This is a genomic window from Pseudomonas entomophila, assembly GCF_023277925.1.
Classification (GTDB): domain Bacteria; phylum Pseudomonadota; class Gammaproteobacteria; order Pseudomonadales; family Pseudomonadaceae; genus Aquipseudomonas; species Aquipseudomonas entomophila_D.
In genome coordinates this window covers 3913619-3931739 of the sequence record NZ_CP063832.1, presented here as the reverse complement: position 1 = coordinate 3931739, position 18121 = coordinate 3913619, and the positions used below count along the sequence as shown (strand labels likewise).

The window sequence follows — 18121 nt, the reverse complement described above, 5'->3', positions numbered from 1 at the left end:
AAGTAAAGATGTGTTTGTATAGTTGCCACGACACATACATGCCGTCGGATGACCGCAGAGGACCTTTCCCGTGACTGACAACAACAAATACCGTGACGTAGAAATCCGCGCCCCGCGTGGCAACAAGCTGACCGCCAAGAGCTGGCTGACTGAAGCCCCGCTGCGCATGCTGATGAACAACCTCGACCCGCAGGTCGCCGAGAACCCCAAAGAGCTGGTGGTGTACGGCGGCATCGGCCGCGCCGCGCGTAACTGGGAGTGCTACGACAAGATCGTCGAGACCCTGACCCGCCTGGAAGACGACGAAACCCTGCTGGTGCAGTCGGGCAAGCCGGTCGGCGTGTTCAAGACCCACAGCAACGCCCCGCGCGTGCTGATCGCCAACTCCAACCTGGTGCCGCACTGGGCCAACTGGGAACACTTCAACGAACTGGACGCCAAAGGCCTGGCCATGTACGGCCAGATGACCGCCGGCAGCTGGATCTACATCGGCAGCCAGGGCATCGTCCAGGGTACCTACGAAACCTTCGTCGAGGCCGGCCGCCAGCACTACAACGGCAGCCTCAAGGGCAAGTGGGTCCTGACCGCGGGCCTGGGCGGCATGGGTGGCGCCCAGCCACTGGCCGCCACGCTTGCCGGCGCTTGCTCGCTGAACATCGAGTGCCAGCAGAGCCGCATCGATTTCCGCCTGGAAACCCGCTACGTCGATGAGCAGGCCAAGGACCTGGACGACGCCCTGGCGCGCATCGCCAAGTACACCGCCGAAGGCAAGGCCATCTCCATCGCCCTGCACGGTAACGCCGCCGAAATCCTGCCGGAACTGGTCAAGCGTGGCGTGCGCCCGGACATGGTCACCGACCAGACCAGTGCCCACGACCCGCTCAACGGCTACCTGCCGGCCGGCTGGACCTGGGAGCAGTACCGCGACCGCGCCCAGACCGACCCGGCAGCCGTGGTGAAGGCCGCCAAGCAGTCGATGGCCGTGCACGTAAAAGCCATGCTCGACTTCCAGAAGCAGGGCATCCCGACCTTCGACTACGGCAACAACATCCGCCAGATGGCCAAGGAAGAGGGCGTGGCCAACGCCTTCGACTTCCCAGGCTTCGTGCCGGCCTACATCCGCCCGCTGTTCTGCCGCGGTGTCGGCCCGTTCCGCTGGGCCGCGCTGTCGGGCGATGCAGAAGACATCTACAAGACCGACGCCAAGGTCAAGGAGCTGATCCCGGACGACGCCCACCTGCACCGCTGGCTGGACATGGCCCGCGAGCGCATCAGCTTCCAGGGCCTGCCGGCACGTATCTGCTGGGTTGGCCTGGGCCTGCGTGCCAAGCTGGGCCTGGCGTTCAACGAAATGGTGCGCAGCGGCGAGCTGTCGGCACCGGTAGTGATCGGCCGTGACCACCTGGACTCGGGCTCGGTGTCCAGCCCCAACCGTGAGACCGAAGCCATGCGCGATGGCTCCGACGCCGTCTCTGACTGGCCGCTGCTCAATGCCCTGCTCAACACCGCAGGCGGCGCTACCTGGGTTTCGCTGCACCACGGCGGTGGTGTGGGCATGGGCTTCTCCCAGCACTCGGGCATGGTCATCGTCTGCGACGGTACCGATGAAGCCGCCGAGCGCATCGCCCGCGTACTGACCAACGACCCGGGCACCGGTGTGATGCGCCACGCCGATGCTGGCTACCAGATCGCCATCGATTGTGCCAAGGAGCAGGGCCTGGACCTGCCGATGATCACCGGCTGATCGCTGCGCTTTGGATCGCACCCTGCAAGGGTGATACTGAACAACAAGAAGGGGCCCAGTGTGGCCCCAAGCGATTGGAGTAGCGAAGTGACCGAATTGACCCTCAAGCCCGGCACCCTGACCCTGGCCCAACTGCGCGCCATCCATGCCGCGCCCGTGCGCCTGCAACTGGACGCCAGCGCCGCGCCGGCCATCGACGCCAGCGTCGCCTGCGTCGAGCAGATCATCGCCGAGGACCGCACCGCCTACGGCATCAACACCGGTTTCGGCCTGCTGGCCTCGACCCGCATCGCCAGCCACGACCTGGAGAACCTGCAGCGTTCGCTGGTGCTGTCCCACGCCGCCGGTATCGGCGCGCCGCTGGACGACGACCTGGTGCGCCTGATCATGGTGCTCAAGATCAACAGCCTCAGCCGTGGCTTCTCCGGCATCCGGCGCAAAGTGATCGACGCGCTGATCGCCCTGGTCAACGCCGAAGTCTACCCACACATCCCGCTTAAGGGTTCGGTCGGCGCCTCCGGCGACCTGGCACCGCTGGCGCACATGTCGCTGGTGCTGCTGGGCGAGGGCAAGGCCCGCTACAAGGGCCAGTGGCTGTCGGCTACCGAGGCCCTGGCCGTTGCCGGCCTGGAGCCGCTGACGCTGGCCGCCAAAGAAGGCCTGGCCCTGCTCAACGGCACCCAGGCGTCCACCGCCTATGCCCTGCGCGGCCTGTTCCAGGCCGAAGACCTGTACGCCGCGGCCATCGCCTGTGGCGGCCTGAGCGTCGAGGCGGCGCTGGGTTCGCGCTCGCCGTTCGATGCGCGCATCCATGCCGTGCGTGGCCAGCGTGGCCAGATCGACACCGCCGCCTGCTTCCGCGACCTGCTGGGCGACTCCAGCGAAGTGTCGCTGTCGCACAAGAACTGCGACAAGGTCCAGGACCCTTATTCCCTGCGCTGCCAGCCGCAGGTCATGGGCGCCTGCCTCACGCAGATCCGCCAGGCCGCCGAAGTGCTGGGCATCGAAGCCAACGCCGTGTCGGACAACCCGCTGGTGTTCGCTGCTGAGGGCGACGTGATCTCTGGCGGCAACTTCCACGCCGAGCCCGTGGCCATGGCCGCCGACAATATCGCCCTGGCGATCGCTGAAATCGGTTCGCTGAGCGAGCGCCGCATCTCGCTGATGATGGACAAGCACATGTCCCAGCTGCCGCCATTCCTGGTGGAGAACGGTGGGGTCAACTCCGGCTTCATGATTGCCCAGGTCACCGCCGCCGCGCTGGCCAGCGAGAATAAGGCGCTGTCGCACCCGCACAGCGTTGACAGCCTGCCGACCTCGGCCAACCAGGAAGACCACGTGTCGATGGCCCCGGCCGCCGGCAAGCGCCTGTGGGAAATGGCCGAGAACACCCGTGGCGTGCTGGCCATCGAATGGCTGGGCGCCTGCCAGGGCCTGGACCTGCGCAAGGGGCTGAAGACCTCGGTCAAGCTGGAGCAGGCGCGCCAGGCGCTGCGTCGCGAAGTGCCGCACTATGACCGCGACCGCTTCTTCGCGCCGGACATCGAGGCCGCCTGCACGCTGCTGGCCAAAGGCACCTTGACTGGCCTGCTGCCAGCTGGGGTCCTGCCTAGCCTGTAATACCGCATTCGCCGGCAAGCCGGCTCCTACGGGGTTCTCTGTAGGAGCCGGCTTGCCGGCGAACGGCCCTCATACTCACGACCAGAACAACAATAAGGACGTGACATGCAACAAGCTCAAGGTCTCAAGCGCGGGCTATCGGCCCGGCATATCCGTTTCATGGCGCTCGGTTCGGCAATCGGTACCGGGCTTTTCTACGGTTCCGCCTCGGCCATCCAGATGGCCGGCCCGGCCGTGCTGCTGGCCTACCTGATCGGTGGCGCCGCGGTCTTCATGGTGATGCGCGCCCTCGGCGAGATGGCCGTGCACAACCCGGTGGCCGGCTCCTTTGGCCACTACGCCAGCACCTACCTCGGCCCCATGGCCGGCTTCATCCTCGGCTGGACCTACGCTTTCGAGATGGTCATCGTCGCCATCGCCGACGTGACCGCCTTCGGTATCTACATGGGCTTCTGGTTCCCGGAGGTCGCCCGCTGGATCTGGGTGCTGGGCATCGTGTTCCTGATCGGTGGCCTGAACCTGTGCAACGTGCGGGTCTTCGGCGAGATGGAGTTCTGGCTGTCGCTGCTCAAGGTCGGCGCCATCGTCGCGATGATCCTCGCAGGCCTGGGCATCATGGCCTTCGGCTTCAGCCAGGTGGGTACCGGGCACGCGGTCGGGGTGAGCAACCTGTTCGACCACGGCGGCTTCATGCCCAATGGCGTCAGTGGCCTGATCGCCTCGTTCGCAGTGGTGATGTTCGCTTTCGGCGGTATCGAGATCATCGGCGTCACCGCCGGTGAGGCGAAAGACCCCCAGCGGGTGATCCCAAAGGCGATCAACGCCGTGCCGCTGCGCATCCTGCTGTTCTATGTGCTCACCCTGTTCGTGCTGATGTGCCTGTACCCGTGGCCGCAGATCGGCAGCCAGGGCAGCCCGTTCGTGCAGATCTTCAGCAACCTGGGCATCGGCTCCGCTGCGGCCGTGCTCAATATCGTGGTGATCTCGGCGGCGATTTCGGCCATCAACAGTGACATCTTTGGCGCTGGTCGCATGATGTACGGCCTGGCCCAGCATGGCCAGGCGCCGCGTGGTTTCGGCAAACTGTCGAAGCACGGCGTACCGTGGATGACCGTGGTGGTGATGGGTGCGGCGCTGCTGATTGGCGTGCTGCTCAACTACCTGATCCCGGAGAACGTGTTCCTGCTGATCGCCTCCATCGCCACCTTCGCCACTGTGTGGGTGTGGCTGATGATCCTGGTCACCCAGGTGGCCATGCGCCGCAGCATGAGCCGCGAAGAGGTCGCCCAGCTCAAGTTCCCTGTACCGTTCTGGCCTTATGGGCCGGCCCTGGCCATCGCGTTCATGGTGTTCATCTTCGGAGTGCTCGGCTACTTCCCCGACACCCAGGCGGCGTTGATCGTCGGTGTGATCTGGGTGGTGTTCCTGGTCGCGTCCTACCTGCTGTGGTGCAAGCCACGCGCCGGTGGTGGCGAGCCTGCCCGGGCGCCGGCCGAGCTGCACCGTTGAAGCTAACAAGGAGATCCTGATGAGAACCCTCTGGCAGCACTGCCACGCAGCGACCATGGCCGAGGGCCGCTACTCGATCATCGAGGACGCGGCGATCGTCACCAGCGCGGGCTTGATCGAGTGGATCGGCCCGCGCGGTGGAGTACCGCCGGTCGCGGCCGACCGCGTCGTCGACCTGGACGGCGCCTGGGTCACCCCCGGGCTGATCGACTGCCACACCCACGCGGTGTTCGGTGGTAACCGCAGCGGCGAGTTCGAGCAGCGCCTGCAGGGCGTGAGCTATGCCGAGATCGCGGCTCAGGGCGGTGGTATCGCCAGCACCGTGCGGGCTACCCGCGCGGCTAGCGAGGAAGCGCTGCTGGGCAGTGCCCGGCAGCGGGTCCAGGCGCTGATGCGCGACGGCGTAACCACGATCGAGATCAAGTCCGGCTATGGCCTGGACCTCGAGAACGAACGCAAGATGCTGCGCGTCGCCCGGCGCCTAGGCGAGGAACTGCCGGTGACTGTGCGCAGCACCTGCCTGGCCGCCCACGCCTTGCCGCCCGAGTACGTGGGCAGGGCGGACGACTACATCGACCATATCTGCGACCAGATGCTCCCGGCACTGGCCGCCGAGGGGCTGGTGGACGCGGTGGATGCCTTCTGCGAACACCTGGCGTTTTCGCCAGCCCAGGTCGAGCGCCTGTTCATCAAGGCGCGCGAGCTGGGGCTGCCAGTCAAGCTGCACGCCGAGCAGTTGTCGTCGCTGCACGGCTCCAGCCTGGCCGCGCGCTACCAGGCGCTGTCAGCCGACCACCTGGAGTTCATGACTGAAGAGGACGCCATCGCCATGGCCCAGGCCGGCACGGTGGCCGTGCTGCTGCCAGGCGCGTTCTATTTCCTGCGTGAAACCCAACTGCCGCCGATGGATGCCTTGCGCCGCCATGGGGTGAAGATTGCCCTGGCCAGCGACCTCAACCCCGGCACCTCGCCAGGGCTGTCGCTGCGCCTGATGCTGAACATGGGCTGCACCTGTTTCCGCATGACCCCGGAAGAAGCCCTGGCCGGCGTCACCCTGCACGCCGCCACGGCACTGGGGCTGGGCCGCAGCCATGGTTCGCTGGAAGTGGGCAAGGTGGCGGACTTCGTCGCCTGGCAGATCGAGCGCCCGGCCGACCTCAGCTACTGGCTCGGCGGCGACCTGCCCAAGCGCGTGGTGCGCCTGGGCCATGAAATATCCAATTGAGCGAGGCGACATGGACAAGGTTTTGAGTTTCCACCAGGGCCGCCTGCCCTTGTTGATCAGCATGCCCCACGCCGGGTTGAATTTGACTGCCGCCGTGCGCGATGGCCTGGTCGAGCCAGCGCGCAGCCTGCCGGACACCGACTGGCATATCCCGCGCCTGTACGACTTTGCCCGTGAAATGGGGGCCAGCGTGGTGGCAGCGGAGTATTCGCGGTTCGTCATCGACCTCAACCGGCCGGATGACGACAAGCCGCTGTACGTCGGCGCCACCACCGGCCTGTATCCGGCAACGTTGTTCGATGGCGAACCGTTGTTCAAGGAAGGGCAGGTACCCACCGTTGATGAGCGGGCGACCTACCTGGAGCAGATCTGGCGCCCGTATCACGACACGATTCGGGGTGAATTGGCACGCCTGCGCGATGAATACGGCTATGCATTGCTGTGGGATGCCCACTCGATCCGTTCGCTGATCCCGCACCTGTTCGACGGCAAGCTGCCGGACTTCAACCTGGGCACCTTCAATGGCGCCAGTTGCGACCCGCAGTTGGCCGAGCGCCTGCAAGGCGTGTGCGCCGAATTCGCCGGCTACACCCATGTGCTCAACGGCCGTTTCAAGGGCGGGCACATCACCCGGCACTATGGGGATCCGGCCAGTCATACGCATGCGGTGCAATTGGAGTTGGCGCAGAGCACCTACATGGAGGAAGTGGAGCCGTTCGCGTATCGCCAAGACCTGGCGCAACCGACCCAGGTGGTGTTGCGTCGCCTGCTGGAAACCACCTTGCAGTGGGGGCGGGAGCGCTACGGGCGCTAGGGCTGACAGGGTCTCCCGGAACCTGTGGGAGCAACGGTCTCGTGCTGCCGGCAGCGGCCATTCGCCGGCCAGGCCGGCTCCTACAGGGGGTGCCGAATCTGGGCCCATGACTACCCCGTTGGCGCCGGCGAACGGGGCAATTCGCACGGACACATGCTCTTCGCGCAATTCAGGTTTATGATGCCCAACGGCAGATAAAAACCTCACACGGAGTGCGCAATGCAGACCCTGTACCCGCAGATCAAACCCTACGCCCGGCACGATCTGGCCGTGGAAGCGCCGCATGTGCTGTATGTCGACGAAAGCGGCTCGCCGGAAGGTCTGCCCGTGGTGTTCATCCACGGCGGCCCGGGCGCTGGCTGCGACGCGCAAAGCCGTTGCTACTTCGACCCGAATCTGTACCGCATCATCACCTTCGACCAGCGCGGCTGTGGCCGCTCCACGCCCCACGCGAGCCTGGAGAACAACACCACCTGGCACCTGGTCGAGGACCTTGAGCGCATTCGCGAGCACTTGGGCATCGACAAATGGGTGCTGTTCGGCGGCTCGTGGGGTTCGACACTGGCCCTGGCCTACGCCCAGACCCACCCCGAACGCGTGCATGGCCTGATCCTGCGCGGGATCTTCCTGTGCCGCCCGCAGGAAATCAGCTGGTTCTACCAGGAGGGCGCCAGACGTCTGTTCCCCGACTACTGGCAGGATTACATCGCGCCGATCCCGCCGGAAGAGCGCGGCGACCTGGTCAAGGCCTTCCACAAGCGCCTGACCGGCAACGACCAGATTGCCCAGATGCATGCGGCCAAGGCCTGGTCCACCTGGGAGGGTCGCACCGCCACACTGCGCCCGAACCCTCTGGTGGTCGACCGCTTCTCCGAGCCGCAGCGCGCCCTGTCGATCGCCCGTATCGAATGCCACTACTTCACCAACAACGCCTTCCTCGAGCAGGACCAGCTGATTCGCGACATGCCGAAGATCGCCCACCTGCCGGCGGTGATCGTGCATGGTCGCTACGACGTCATCTGCCCGCTGGACAACGCCTGGGAACTTCACCAGGCCTGGCCGAACAGCGAGCTGAAGGTCATTCGCGACGCCGGTCACGCCGCCTCCGAGCCGGGTATCACCGATGCTCTGGTGCGCGCCGCCGACCAGATGGCCCGCCGCCTGCTCGACCTGCCCCTGGAAGAAGCATGAAGGGGTTGATCCAGCGCGTTCGCGGCGCGCGGGTGGAAGTGGCGGGGGAGATCGTGGGCGCCATCGACAACGGCTTGCTGGCGCTGGTGGCGGTCGAGCCTGAAGATACGCCCGAGCATGCCGACAAGCTGTTGCACAAACTGCTGAACTACCGGGTGTTCAGCGACGAGCAAGGCAAGATGAACCGCTCGCTCAAGGATATCGGCGGTGGCCTGCTGCTGGTGTCGCAGTTCACCCTGGCCGCCGACACTCGCAACGGCATGCGCCCGAGCTTCTCGACGGCGGCGCCACCGGCGCTCGGTGCCGAGCTTTTCGATTATCTGCTGCAACGAGCGCAGGGCCAGCACCCCGCTGTGGCCAGCGGTCGCTTCGGTGCAGACATGCAGGTGCATCTGGTCAATGATGGCCCGGTAACATTTATGTTACAAATATGAGGTCAAAAAACCCCTTGTTTGTCGAAAAACAAGGGGTTTTGTACGATAAATAGTTTGTTCAGCCTGATGCGTTGTAACGCGACCTGCTGGATAATCGCGCGCTGCATGGACCTGCGTTCGCAGGTTCGTTTCACTTTGACTCGAGCATTGTCTGGATCCGTTTGGGGAATCATTACGCCCTCACGGGGTCCGAACAGTGCTCGCCAACCCGGCATTGGTCGCTGGCCGTTGGTTTCATGATCTGTTTTCGGCGAGGATTGCTCGTGATTGTAAGCCCCTGTATTGCACCTAGAATCCCCGGTACCCGGCTGCGCAAGGCCATGCTGGCCGGCGTGGCGCTGGTCGGCCTGTTGAGCGCGGGCCAGCTGTGGGCATTCAATCTGGACGATGTTGCAGCCAAGGCAAAGGATCTGGCCGGCCAGAAGTACGAGGCACCGAAGAGCAACCTGCCTCCGGTGTTCCGCGACATGAAGTACGCCGACTACCAGAAGATCCGCTTCCTGCAGGAAAAGGCCGAGTGGGCCAAGGACAAGACGCCGTTCAAGCTCTCGTTCTACCACCAGGGCATGCACTTCGACACGCCGGTGACGATCAACGAGATCACCGCCAACAAGGTCGAAGAAATCAAGTACGACCCGAGCCGCTTCGAGTTCGGTGACGTGCCGCACGACGCCGAGGCCACCAAGAACCTCGGTTACGCCGGTTTCCGCGTGCTCTACCCGATCAACAAGGCTGACAAGCAGGACGAGATCATGACCCTGCTGGGGGCCAGCTACTTCCGCGTGGTCGGCAAGGGCCACCGCTATGGCCTGTCGGCCCGTGGCCTGGCCATCGATACCGCGCTGCCGTCCGGCGAAGAGTTCCCGCGCTTCCGCGAGTTCTGGATCGAGAAGCCCAAGCCAAAAGACAAGCACCTGGTGATCTACGCGCTGCTCGACTCGCCGCGTTCCACCGGCGCCTATAAGCTCACCCTGCGTCCGGGCGAGGACACCCTGGTCGACGTCAAGTCGCGCGTCTACCTGCGTGACAACGTCAGCCGCCTGGGTATCGCACCGCTGACCAGCATGTACCTGTTCGGCCCCAACCAGCCGTCGAAGGTCATGAACTACCGCCCGGCCCTGCACGACTCCGAAGGTTTGTCGATCCATGCCGGCAACGGCGAGTGGCTGTGGCGCCCGCTGAACAACCCGAAACACCTGGCCGTGAGCAACTTCAGCGTGGAGAACCCGCGTGGTTTCGGCCTGCTGCAGCGCCAGCGCGACTTCAGCGACTACGAAGACCTCGACGACGAATACGAGAAGCGCCCAAGCACCTGGATCGAACCGAAAGGCGACTGGGGCAAGGGTACCGTCGATCTGGTCGAGATCCCGACCGCCGACGAGACCAACGACAATATCGTGGCGTTCTGGAGCCCGGAAAAGCTGCCAGAAGTGGGCAAGCCGTTCGAGTACGACTACCGCCTGCGCTGGACTATCAAGGAAGATCAGCTGCACTCGCCTGAGCTGGGCTGGGTCAAGCAGACCCTGCGCTCCACCGGCGACGTCAAGCAGTCCAACCTGATCCGCCAGGCCGACGGCACCGTCGCCTTCCTGGTCGACTTCATCGGCCCGAACCTGGCCGCCCTGCCGGCGGATACCGCCGTGCGCAGCCAGGTCAGCGTTGGCGACAACGCCGAAGTGGTCGAGAACAACCTGCGCTACAACCCCGAAACCAAGGGCTGGCGCCTGACCCTGCGCCTGAAGGTGCAGGATCCGAAGAAAGCCACCGAGATGCGTGCCGCGCTGCTGCGCGACGTACCGGTCGAGGCGCCCAAGCCCGCCAAGGACAGCAAGCAGGACAAGGCCGCGGCCAAGCATGCCCACGCCAAGGCCGAAAAAGCCAAGGCCGAGCAGCCTGCCGAGCAACCCGCCGCCGACGCGGCATCCACCAACGGGACCCCGGCCACCACCGAGAAAGTGCTGACCGAGACCTGGAGCTATCAGTTGCCTGCCGATGAGTAACTCAAGCGCAAGGCCGGAATCGCTGAGCGAGTACCTGGCCCACCTCCCCCTGAGCGACGAGCAGCGCGCGGAACTCGCCCGCTGCACCTCGTTCAGCGAGCTGCACCAACACCTGGCGGCCCAACCGGCCGCCAGCACCACCGAGGCCGCCCAGGCCTCGGTTGGCCCCCGTCTCACCGTCGGCAGCGCCGCCGAGCTGGAGGAGGCCGAAATGCTTGGCGTCGACGCCAGCGGGCGGCTGTGCCTGAAGATCGCCCCGCCGATCAAGCGTACCAAGGTCGTCCCCGAACCGTGGCGCACCAACGTGCTGATTCGCATGTGGCGGCGCATGACCGGCCGCACCAACGCCCCGCAGCCGCCCAAGCGCGAGCTGCCGCCGGCGCGCTGGCGCACGGTCGGCTCGATCCGCCGTTATATCCTGCTCACCCTGATGATCGGCCAGACCCTCGTCGCCGGCTGGTACATGAAGGGCATCCTGCCGTACCAGGGCTGGTCGTTCGTCGACTTCGACGAAGTCGTCCACCAGCCGCTCTGGGACACGGTGGTCCAGGTCTGGCCCTACGCCTTGCAAACCTCCATCCTGGTCCTTTTCGGCATCCTCTTCTGCTGGGTGTCGGCGGGCTTCTGGACCGCGCTGATGGGCTTCCTCGAGCTGCTCACCGGGCGCGACAAGTACCGTATCTCCGGCAGCAGCGCCGGCAGCGAACCGATCGCCCCCGAGGCGCGCACGGCGCTGGTGATGCCGATCTGCAACGAAGACGTGCCGCGTGTGTTCGCCGGCCTGCGCGCGACGTTCGAGTCGGTGGCCGCCAGCGGTAACCTCGACCGTTTCGACTTCTTCGTGCTCAGCGACACCAACGACACCGACATCGCCGTCGCCGAACAACAGGCCTGGCTGGACGTGTGCCGCGAGGCGAAAGGCTTCGGCCGCATCTTCTACCGCCGTCGCCGCCGCCGTGTGAAGCGCAAGAGCGGCAACCTCGACGACTTCTGCCGTCGCTGGGGTGGCGAGTACAAGTACATGGTCGTGCTCGACGCCGACAGCGTCATGAGCGGCGAGTGCCTGAGCAGCCTGGTGCGCCTGATGGAGGCCAACCCGGACGCCGGCATCATCCAGACCGGGCCCAAGGCCTCGGGCATGGACACCCTGTATGCGCGCCTGCAGCAGTTCGCCACCCGTGTGTATGGCCCGCTGTTCACCGCCGGCCTGCACTTCTGGCAGTTGGGCGAGTCGCACTACTGGGGCCACAACGCGATCATCCGCATGAAGCCGTTCATCGAGCACTGCGCCTTGGCGCCGCTGCCGGGCAAGGGCGCCTTCGCTGGTGCGATCCTCTCCCACGACTTCGTCGAAGCCGCGTTGATGCGCCGTGCCGGCTGGGGCGTGTGGATCGCCTACGACCTGCCGGGCAGCTACGAAGAGCTGCCACCGAACTTGCTTGACGAGCTCAAGCGTGACCGACGCTGGTGCCACGGCAACCTGATGAACTTCCGCCTGTTCCTGGTCAAGGGCATGCACCCGGTACACCGCGCGGTGTTCCTCACCGGGGTGATGTCGTACCTGTCGGCGCCGCTGTGGTTCCTGTTCCTGGTGCTGTCGACCGCACTGCTGGCGACCAACACGCTGATGGAGCCGCAATACTTCATCGAGCCGTTCCAACTCTACCCGCTGTGGCCGCAGTGGCATCCGGAAAAAGCCATCGCGCTGTTCTCCACCACTATCGTGCTGCTGTTCCTGCCCAAGCTGCTCAGCGTCATCCTGATCTGGGCCAAGGGCGCCACCGAGTTCGGGGGGCGCATCAAGGTCACTCTGTCGATGCTGCTGGAGATGCTGTTCTCCATGCTGTTGGCACCGGTGCGGATGATCTTCCACACCCGCTTCGTGCTGGCCGCGTTCCTCGGCTGGGCGGCGACCTGGAACTCGCCGCAGCGTGACGACGACTCCACCCCGTGGAGCGAAGCGGTGCGCCGCCATGGCCCGCAGACCTTGCTGGGCATTGCCTGGGCGGGCCTGGTGGCCTGGTTGAACCCGAGCTTCCTGTGGTGGCTGGCGCCTATCGTCGGTTCGCTGGTGCTGTCGATCCCGGTGTCGGTGATCTCCAGCCGCGTGCGCCTGGGCCTGGCGGCCAGGGACGAGAAGCTGTTCCTCATCCCCGAGGAGTACGCGACGCCGCCCGAGCTGTTGGCCACCGACCAGTACACCCACGAGAACCGCTGGCATGCCCTGCACGACGGTTTCGTGCGTGCCGTGGTCGACCCGCGCCAGAACGCCCTGGCCTGCGCCATGGCTACCGCGCGTCACAGCCAGGCCGCACCGATCGAAGCATTGCGCGCAGAACGCGTGGCCAAGGCGCTGGAAGTCGGCCCGAAAGGCCTGGACGGTAATACCCGCCTGGCCCTGCTGAGCGACCCGGTGGCGCTGTCGCGCCTGCACGAACGGGTCTGGGCCGAGCACAACACGGCCTGGATCGATGTGTGGCGTACCTCTATCGACAACGATCCGCACTCGCCGTTGTTGCCGCTGCATCCGGAGCACGTGGCTCAGCCAGCCCTGGCTTGAGTCTGATCCATCCCATTCGCCGGCAAGCCGGCTCCTACAGGTTCACTCTCGACCTCGTAGGGGCCGGCTAGCCGGTGAACCGGGGCAACACCTCCCGCCTTCTTATTGTTTTTTTGGCCAACAAAGTCCCCCCCGGCTCTAGGTCCCGGCCCACGCATGCGTTAGCATCCCACCCGACATTACGCATCGGTCTGTCAGGCCGTGCTTACAAGAACAAATCGTGTACTTCTTGCTAGGGGACTTGGTGATGATGAAGAAATACCTGTCGCGACTGCTGGTCGGTGCGACCGCCCTCATCGCGGTAACCGCCGCCCAGGCCGGCGCCATCGACGACGCGGTCAAGCGCGGCACCCTGCGTGTGGGCATGGACCCGACCTATATGCCGTTCGAGATGACCAACAAGCGTGGCGAGATCATCGGCTTCGAGGTCGACATTCTCAAAGCGATGGCCAAGTCCATGGGCGTCAAGCTGGAGACCGTCTCCACCGCCTACGACGGCATCATCCCGGCCCTGTTGACCGACAAGTTCGACTTCATCGGTAGCGGCATGACCCTCACCCAGGAGCGCAACTTGCGCCTGAACTTCAGCGAACCCTTTATCGTCGTTGGCCAGACCCTGCTGATCCGCAAGGAGCTGGCGGGCGAGATCAAGTCGTACAAGGACTTGAACAACGAGAAGTACCGCATCACCTCCAAGCTGGGCACCACCGGCGAGATGGTCTCCAAGAAGTTGATCGGCAAGGCCAAGTACCACGGCTACGACAACGAGCAGGAAGCGGTGATGGACGTGGTCAACGGCAAGGCCGATGCCTTTGTCTACGACGCGCCGTACAACGTGGTGGCGGTGGACAAGGCCGGTGCCGGCAAGCTGCTGTTCCTGGAAGAGCCCTTCACCTACGAGCCGCTGGCCTTCGGCCTGAAGAAAGGCGACTACGACAGCATCAACTTCATCAACAACTTCCTGCACCAGATCAAGCATGACGGGACCTACGATCGTATCCACGACAAGTGGTTCAAGAACAAGGACTGGCTGAAGGAAATGGAATAAGGCCCAGGCCATAAGCCCAGGCTCTGCCCCTGACGCGCAGGTGGCGCGGAGGCTGGCATGTCGAGGACAGCGGCTGTTTTCGCTGGCCTCACTGCGGGTAAACCCGCTCCCACAGGTGTCGCCAAACCCTGTAGGGGCGGGTTTACCCGCGATGAGGCCAGCACGTACAGCGCACACTTCGCAGGCCACCGCCAAAGCTCCACCCGGCGCGTTTCTTTTTTGCGGAAGTACCCCAAGTGATCAAACACAAGAAAGCCCAGTGGCCCTGGCATGGGTTGACCGCGCTGGTCCTGGTGGGCCTGGCGTTCAGCCTGTACCTGGCCACCTCGATGATTTCCTACGAGTGGCGCTGGAACCGCGTTCCGCAATACTTCGCCTACAAGGCCGAGGAAACCCAGCGTGCCGCCAACCCAGGCACGATCGAGGACATCGTGGTGTCCGGCGACAACGCCCGGGTCACCCTGAAAGACGAAAGCGGTGACACCCAGGTCATCGAAGTCGCCAAGGATAGTGTGCTGCTGGCTCGTGGTGACGATGTCACCGAAGGCGACGCCATCGGCGTGACTCGCCATTGGGCTGCAGGCCCCTTGGCCTGGGGACTGTGGACCACCCTGTGGATCTCGGTGATCTCCGGCGCCCTAGGGCTGGTGATCGGGTTGTTCGCCGGCCTGTGTCGGCTGTCGAACAACCCGACCCTGCGCGACCTGTCCACGGTCTACGTCGAACTGGTACGCGGCACGCCGCTGCTGGTGCAGATCTTCATCTTCTACTTCTTCATTGGCACCGTACTCAACCTGTCCCGCGAGTTCGCTGGGGTCGCGGCGCTGGCGCTGTTCACCGGCGCCTATGTGGCCGAGATCGTCCGTGCTGGCGTGCAGTCGATCGCCAAGGGCCAGAACGAGGCGGCGCGCTCGCTGGGCCTGAACGGCAGCCAGTCGATGCGCCACGTGATCCTGCCCCAGGCCTTCAAGCGCGTGCTGCCACCGCTGGCCGGGCAGTTCATCAGCCTGGTGAAGGATACTTCGCTGGTGTCGGTGATCGCCATCACCGAGCTGACCAAGAGCGGCCGCGAGGCCATCACCACGTCGTTCTCGACCTTCGAGATCTGGTTCTGCGTGGCAGGCCTGTACCTGCTGATCAACCTGCCGCTGTCGCACATCGCCAGCCGGCTCGAGCGGAGGCTTGCGCAAAGTGATTGAAGTTCGTGACCTGCTGAAAGTCTTCGACACCCGTGGCCAGGTGGTGCGCGCGGTGGACAACGTCACCACCCGCGTTGCCAAGGGCGAGGTTGTGGTGGTGCTCGGGCCTTCGGGCTCGGGTAAGTCGACCTTCCTGCGCTGCCTCAACGGCCTGGAGCACTTCGATGATGGCCATGTGGCCATCGACGGCCTGCAACTGGACGATCCGAAGACCGATATCAATGCCTACCGCCGTGAAGTCGGCATGGTGTTCCAGCACTTCAACCTGTTCCCGCACATGACTGTGCTGGAGAACCTGTGCCTGGCGCAGAAGGTGGTGCGCAAGCGCGGCAAGGCCGAGCGCGAGGCCAAGGCCCGTGCGTTGCTGGAGAAGGTCGGCATCGCCCAGAAAGCCAACGAGTACCCGTCGCGGCTTTCGGGTGGCCAGCAACAACGGGTGGCCATCGCCCGGGCCCTGGCGATGGACCCGAAGGTGATGCTGTTCGACGAGCCGACCTCGGCGCTTGACCCAGAAATGGTCGGCGAGGTGCTGGACGTGATGAAGACCCTGGCCCAGGAAGGCATGACCATGGTGTGCGTCACCCACGAAATGGGCTTTGCCCGGGAAGTGGCTGATCGGGTGCTGTTCTTCGACCATGGCAAGCTGCTGGAGGACTCGGCGCCGCGCGAGTTCTTCGCAGCGCCAAAGGATCCGCGGGCGCAGGCGTTCCTGCGCCAGGTCCTGTAGATCCGGTTCGCCGGCAAGCCGGCTCCTGCGGGCGCATCTGCAGGAGCCGGCTTGCCGGCGAACCGGCCTCAAAGGCTGAACCGCCCCACCATCCCCCGCAAGGCCCGCCCCAGCTGTTCCAGCTCCCCACTTGAAGCTGCCGTCTGCTCACTGGCCGCACGGGTCTGGTCGGACACATCCCGCACATTCATGACACTGCGATTGATCTGCTCGGCGACCACGCTCTGCTGCTCGCTGGCGGTGGCGATCTGCTGGTTCATGCCCTGGATGGTCGACACGGTTTCGGTGATCTGCCCCAGGGCATCGCCCGCCTGGCGGCTGAGTTCGACGCTCTGCTCGGTGAGCTGCCTGCTGTCGTCCAGCAGCCCCATGACTTGGTCGGTGCCGCTGTGCAGGTTGTCGATCAATTGCTCGATCTCCTCGGTGGACTGCTGCGTGCGCTGGGCCAGGCCGCGCACCTCGTCGGCGACCACGGCGAAGCCGCGTCCGGCCTCGCCGGCTCGCGCCGCCTCGATAGCGGCATTGAGTGCCAGCAGGTTGGTCTGCTCGGACACAGACTTGATCACGTCGAGGATCGAGCCGATTCGCTGGCTTTCACCCGCCAGGTGGCCCATGGCGGCCTGACAGTGCTCCATCTGCCCGGCCAGTTGCTCGATACGTTCGAGCGCCTCGGCCACCACCTGGTCGCCGCGTTGCGCCTGCTCATCGGCGGTGGTCGCCGCCCGCGAGGCTTGCTCGGCGTTCTGCGCCACTTCCTGGACCGTGGCGCTCATCTGGTTCATCGCCGTGGCCACCTGGTCGGTCTCTTCCTGTTGTTGACCGACCCGGCGCTGGGTCTGCTCGCTGACGCTCGCCAGCGCGTCGACAGCCTGGGACAGCTGGGCCACACCCTGGTCAATCCCGCCGAGCAGATCGCGCAGGCTCAAGGTCATCGCGCACATGCTGCTTTGCAATTGCCCCAGTTCGTCACGGCGCTGAATCTCGTCGACCTGGCTCAGGTCGCCCTGGGCGATACGCTCGGCCTGGCGTAGGGCTTGTTTCAGCGGCACGGTGATCTGCTGGCTGATCACCCAGGCGGCCAGGGCGCCGATCAGCAGGGCCAGCAGGGCGACGCTGGTCATCAGGCCGCGGGCGGCCAGGGCCTGTTCGTCGCGCAGTTCGACCTGGTGTTTGCTCAGGGCCTGGCTGCTGGCAGTGATCTGGTTGCCCAGCTGTTCCATGTCGTCCTGCAGCTGTTCGACGATGATCGCCGCTTGCGCATATTCGCTGAGCTGTTCGTGAAAGCGGACTAGGTTGGTAGCGACATCGGTGGGCAGGGCGCTGTCGAGGTTGGTGCGCGGTAACCACTGGCGCAATTGTCCGAGGGTGGTCTGGGCCCCTGTCACAGCGCTCTGGCCGACCTGTTCGAGAGCGTGCAGCGGTTCGCTGTAGTAGGCCGGCACGGACACCTGCTGGCTGGCCATTTCCACCTGCCGCTCAAGTGCTTCGATGAAGTTGAGGGCTTCTCCTTGGGCGTTGGTCTGGCCCTGGCGGCTCAGGCGCTCGACGAGTTGGCCTTGCAGCTCGCCGATGGCCCGGTCCAGTTCACCGGCCCGGCTTTGCAAGGCCTCGCGCCGCTGCTGGCGGGCTTGCACGGCGTGCTGGAGCTTGTCGAAGTCGGCCCGGTAGCGGGCGACGACTTCGCCCTTGTCGGCCAGCAGGCGCAGATCTTCCGGGGCGCTGTAGCGCGGGCGCATGCTGGCAAGCAGGTACTCGACCTGGCTGAGCGTCTGGGCGAGCTGGGCGCGGCTCTCGTCGTCGCCGAGTACCCGGAAGGTGATGCGCTCGGCGCGCAGGTCCTTGCTGTAGTCGTTGAGCTGGGCGATCTGGGTGAGTTTTTCCGAGCGGTCGATGGCATCGTCGAGGGCGAGCCAGCCGGTCAGGGTGGTCAGCGCGGTGAGCAGCAAGACCACGGCAAAACCCATGGTCAGCTTGAGGCGCACGCCAAGGTGGCCGAGCAGGCGGTTGAAAGGTCCGAGCATGGTGAGTCTCCGGCGAATGAGTTCAGGGG

13 protein-coding genes and 1 pseudogene are annotated in these 18121 nt (G+C 65.1%); 12 read left to right on the top strand and 2 right to left on the bottom strand.

What is annotated here, in order from left to right:
* The first annotated feature begins 70 nt into the window (after positions 1-70).
* From hutU to IM733_RS17325, 12 genes are all read left to right on the top strand, one after another.
* Positions 71-1744 carry a urocanate hydratase gene (gene hutU / locus IM733_RS17380; RefSeq protein WP_028688392.1) on the top strand — a complete coding sequence of 558 codons (1674 nt, stop codon included), beginning with the start codon at positions 71-73 and terminating at the stop codon, positions 1742-1744.
* 87 nt (positions 1745-1831) lie between these two features.
* Positions 1832-3364 (top strand): histidine ammonia-lyase, encoded by a 1533-nt coding sequence (hutH, locus tag IM733_RS17375; protein ID WP_248917769.1) that lies wholly within the window; start codon positions 1832-1834, stop codon positions 3362-3364.
* A 105-nt stretch (positions 3365-3469) separates the two neighbouring features.
* Complete coding sequence (locus IM733_RS17370) at positions 3470-4873, top strand: amino acid permease (protein ID WP_248917768.1); 1404 nt, start codon at positions 3470-3472, stop codon at positions 4871-4873.
* Positions 4874-4892: 19 nt separating this feature from the next.
* A complete protein-coding gene (gene hutI, locus IM733_RS17365; protein WP_248917767.1) occupies positions 4893-6098 on the top strand; it encodes an imidazolonepropionase in 1206 nt (401 codons plus the stop codon).
* A gap of 10 nt (positions 6099-6108) precedes the next feature.
* Positions 6109-6912, top strand: coding sequence for an N-formylglutamate deformylase (gene hutG / locus IM733_RS17360; protein WP_248917766.1), 804 nt, complete (start codon positions 6109-6111; stop codon positions 6910-6912).
* A gap of 219 nt (positions 6913-7131) precedes the next feature.
* Positions 7132-8103: a prolyl aminopeptidase gene (gene pip, locus IM733_RS17355; RefSeq protein ID WP_248917765.1), complete on the top strand. Its 972-nt coding sequence runs from the start codon at positions 7132-7134 to the stop codon at positions 8101-8103.
* Positions 8100-8537, top strand: a complete 438-nt coding sequence (dtd, locus tag IM733_RS17350; RefSeq protein ID WP_248917764.1) for a D-aminoacyl-tRNA deacylase — start codon at positions 8100-8102, stop codon at positions 8535-8537. The genes pip and dtd overlap by 4 nt, the downstream gene beginning before the upstream one ends.
* A 263-nt stretch (positions 8538-8800) precedes the next feature.
* Positions 8801-10537, top strand: coding sequence for a glucan biosynthesis protein G (locus IM733_RS17345; protein WP_283107496.1), 1737 nt, complete (start codon positions 8801-8803; stop codon positions 10535-10537).
* A complete protein-coding gene (mdoH, locus tag IM733_RS17340) occupies positions 10530-13097 on the top strand; it encodes a glucans biosynthesis glucosyltransferase MdoH (protein WP_248917762.1) in 2568 nt (855 codons plus the stop codon). The genes IM733_RS17345 and mdoH overlap by 8 nt, the downstream gene beginning before the upstream one ends.
* Before the next feature lie 250 nt (positions 13098-13347).
* A complete protein-coding gene (locus tag IM733_RS17335; protein WP_248921193.1) occupies positions 13348-14145 on the top strand; it encodes a transporter substrate-binding domain-containing protein in 798 nt (265 codons plus the stop codon).
* A gap of 236 nt (positions 14146-14381) precedes the next feature.
* Positions 14382-15344, top strand: coding sequence for an amino acid ABC transporter permease (locus IM733_RS17330; protein ID WP_248917761.1), 963 nt, complete (start codon positions 14382-14384; stop codon positions 15342-15344).
* Entirely contained in the window at positions 15337-16071 is a 735-nt protein-coding gene (locus tag IM733_RS17325) for an amino acid ABC transporter ATP-binding protein (protein ID WP_248921192.1), read from the top strand. The genes IM733_RS17330 and IM733_RS17325 overlap by 8 nt, the downstream gene beginning before the upstream one ends.
* A gap of 68 nt (positions 16072-16139) precedes the next feature.
* On the opposite strand, the gene IM733_RS25785 is transcribed toward IM733_RS17325, so the two are convergent.
* Together IM733_RS25785 and IM733_RS25780 are read right to left on the bottom strand one after the other, a co-directional pair.
* On the bottom strand, positions 16140-16853 hold the full coding sequence (locus tag IM733_RS25785; RefSeq protein ID WP_432760433.1) for a methyl-accepting chemotaxis protein: 714 nt from the start codon (positions 16851-16853) through the stop codon (positions 16140-16142).
* Between the two features lie 144 nt (positions 16854-16997).
* Positions 16998-18035, bottom strand: a pseudogene (locus IM733_RS25780) (methyl-accepting chemotaxis protein); the annotation flags it as partial.
* Positions 18036-18121: the final 86 nt, after the last annotated feature.

Bases quoted from the DNA above. Each gene is read 5' to 3' on its own strand.
- IM733_RS17370 (WP_248917768.1), top strand. From the start codon at position 3,470: ATGCAACAAGCTCAAGGTCTCAAGCGCGGGCTATCGGCCCGGCATATC.
- hutI (WP_248917767.1), top strand. From the start codon at position 4,893: ATGAGAACCCTCTGGCAGCACTGCCACGCAGCGACCATGGCCGAGGGC.
- hutG (WP_248917766.1), top strand. From the start codon at position 6,109: ATGGACAAGGTTTTGAGTTTCCACCAGGGCCGCCTGCCCTTGTTGATC.
- pip (WP_248917765.1), top strand. From the start codon at position 7,132: ATGCAGACCCTGTACCCGCAGATCAAACCCTACGCCCGGCACGATCTG.
- dtd (WP_248917764.1), top strand. From the start codon at position 8,100: ATGAAGGGGTTGATCCAGCGCGTTCGCGGCGCGCGGGTGGAAGTGGCG.
- mdoH (WP_248917762.1), top strand. From the start codon at position 10,530: ATGAGTAACTCAAGCGCAAGGCCGGAATCGCTGAGCGAGTACCTGGCC.
- IM733_RS17335 (WP_248921193.1), top strand. From the start codon at position 13,348: ATGAAGAAATACCTGTCGCGACTGCTGGTCGGTGCGACCGCCCTCATC.
- IM733_RS25785 (WP_432760433.1), bottom strand. From the start codon at position 16,853: ATGAACCAGATGAGCGCCACGGTCCAGGAAGTGGCGCAGAACGCCGAG.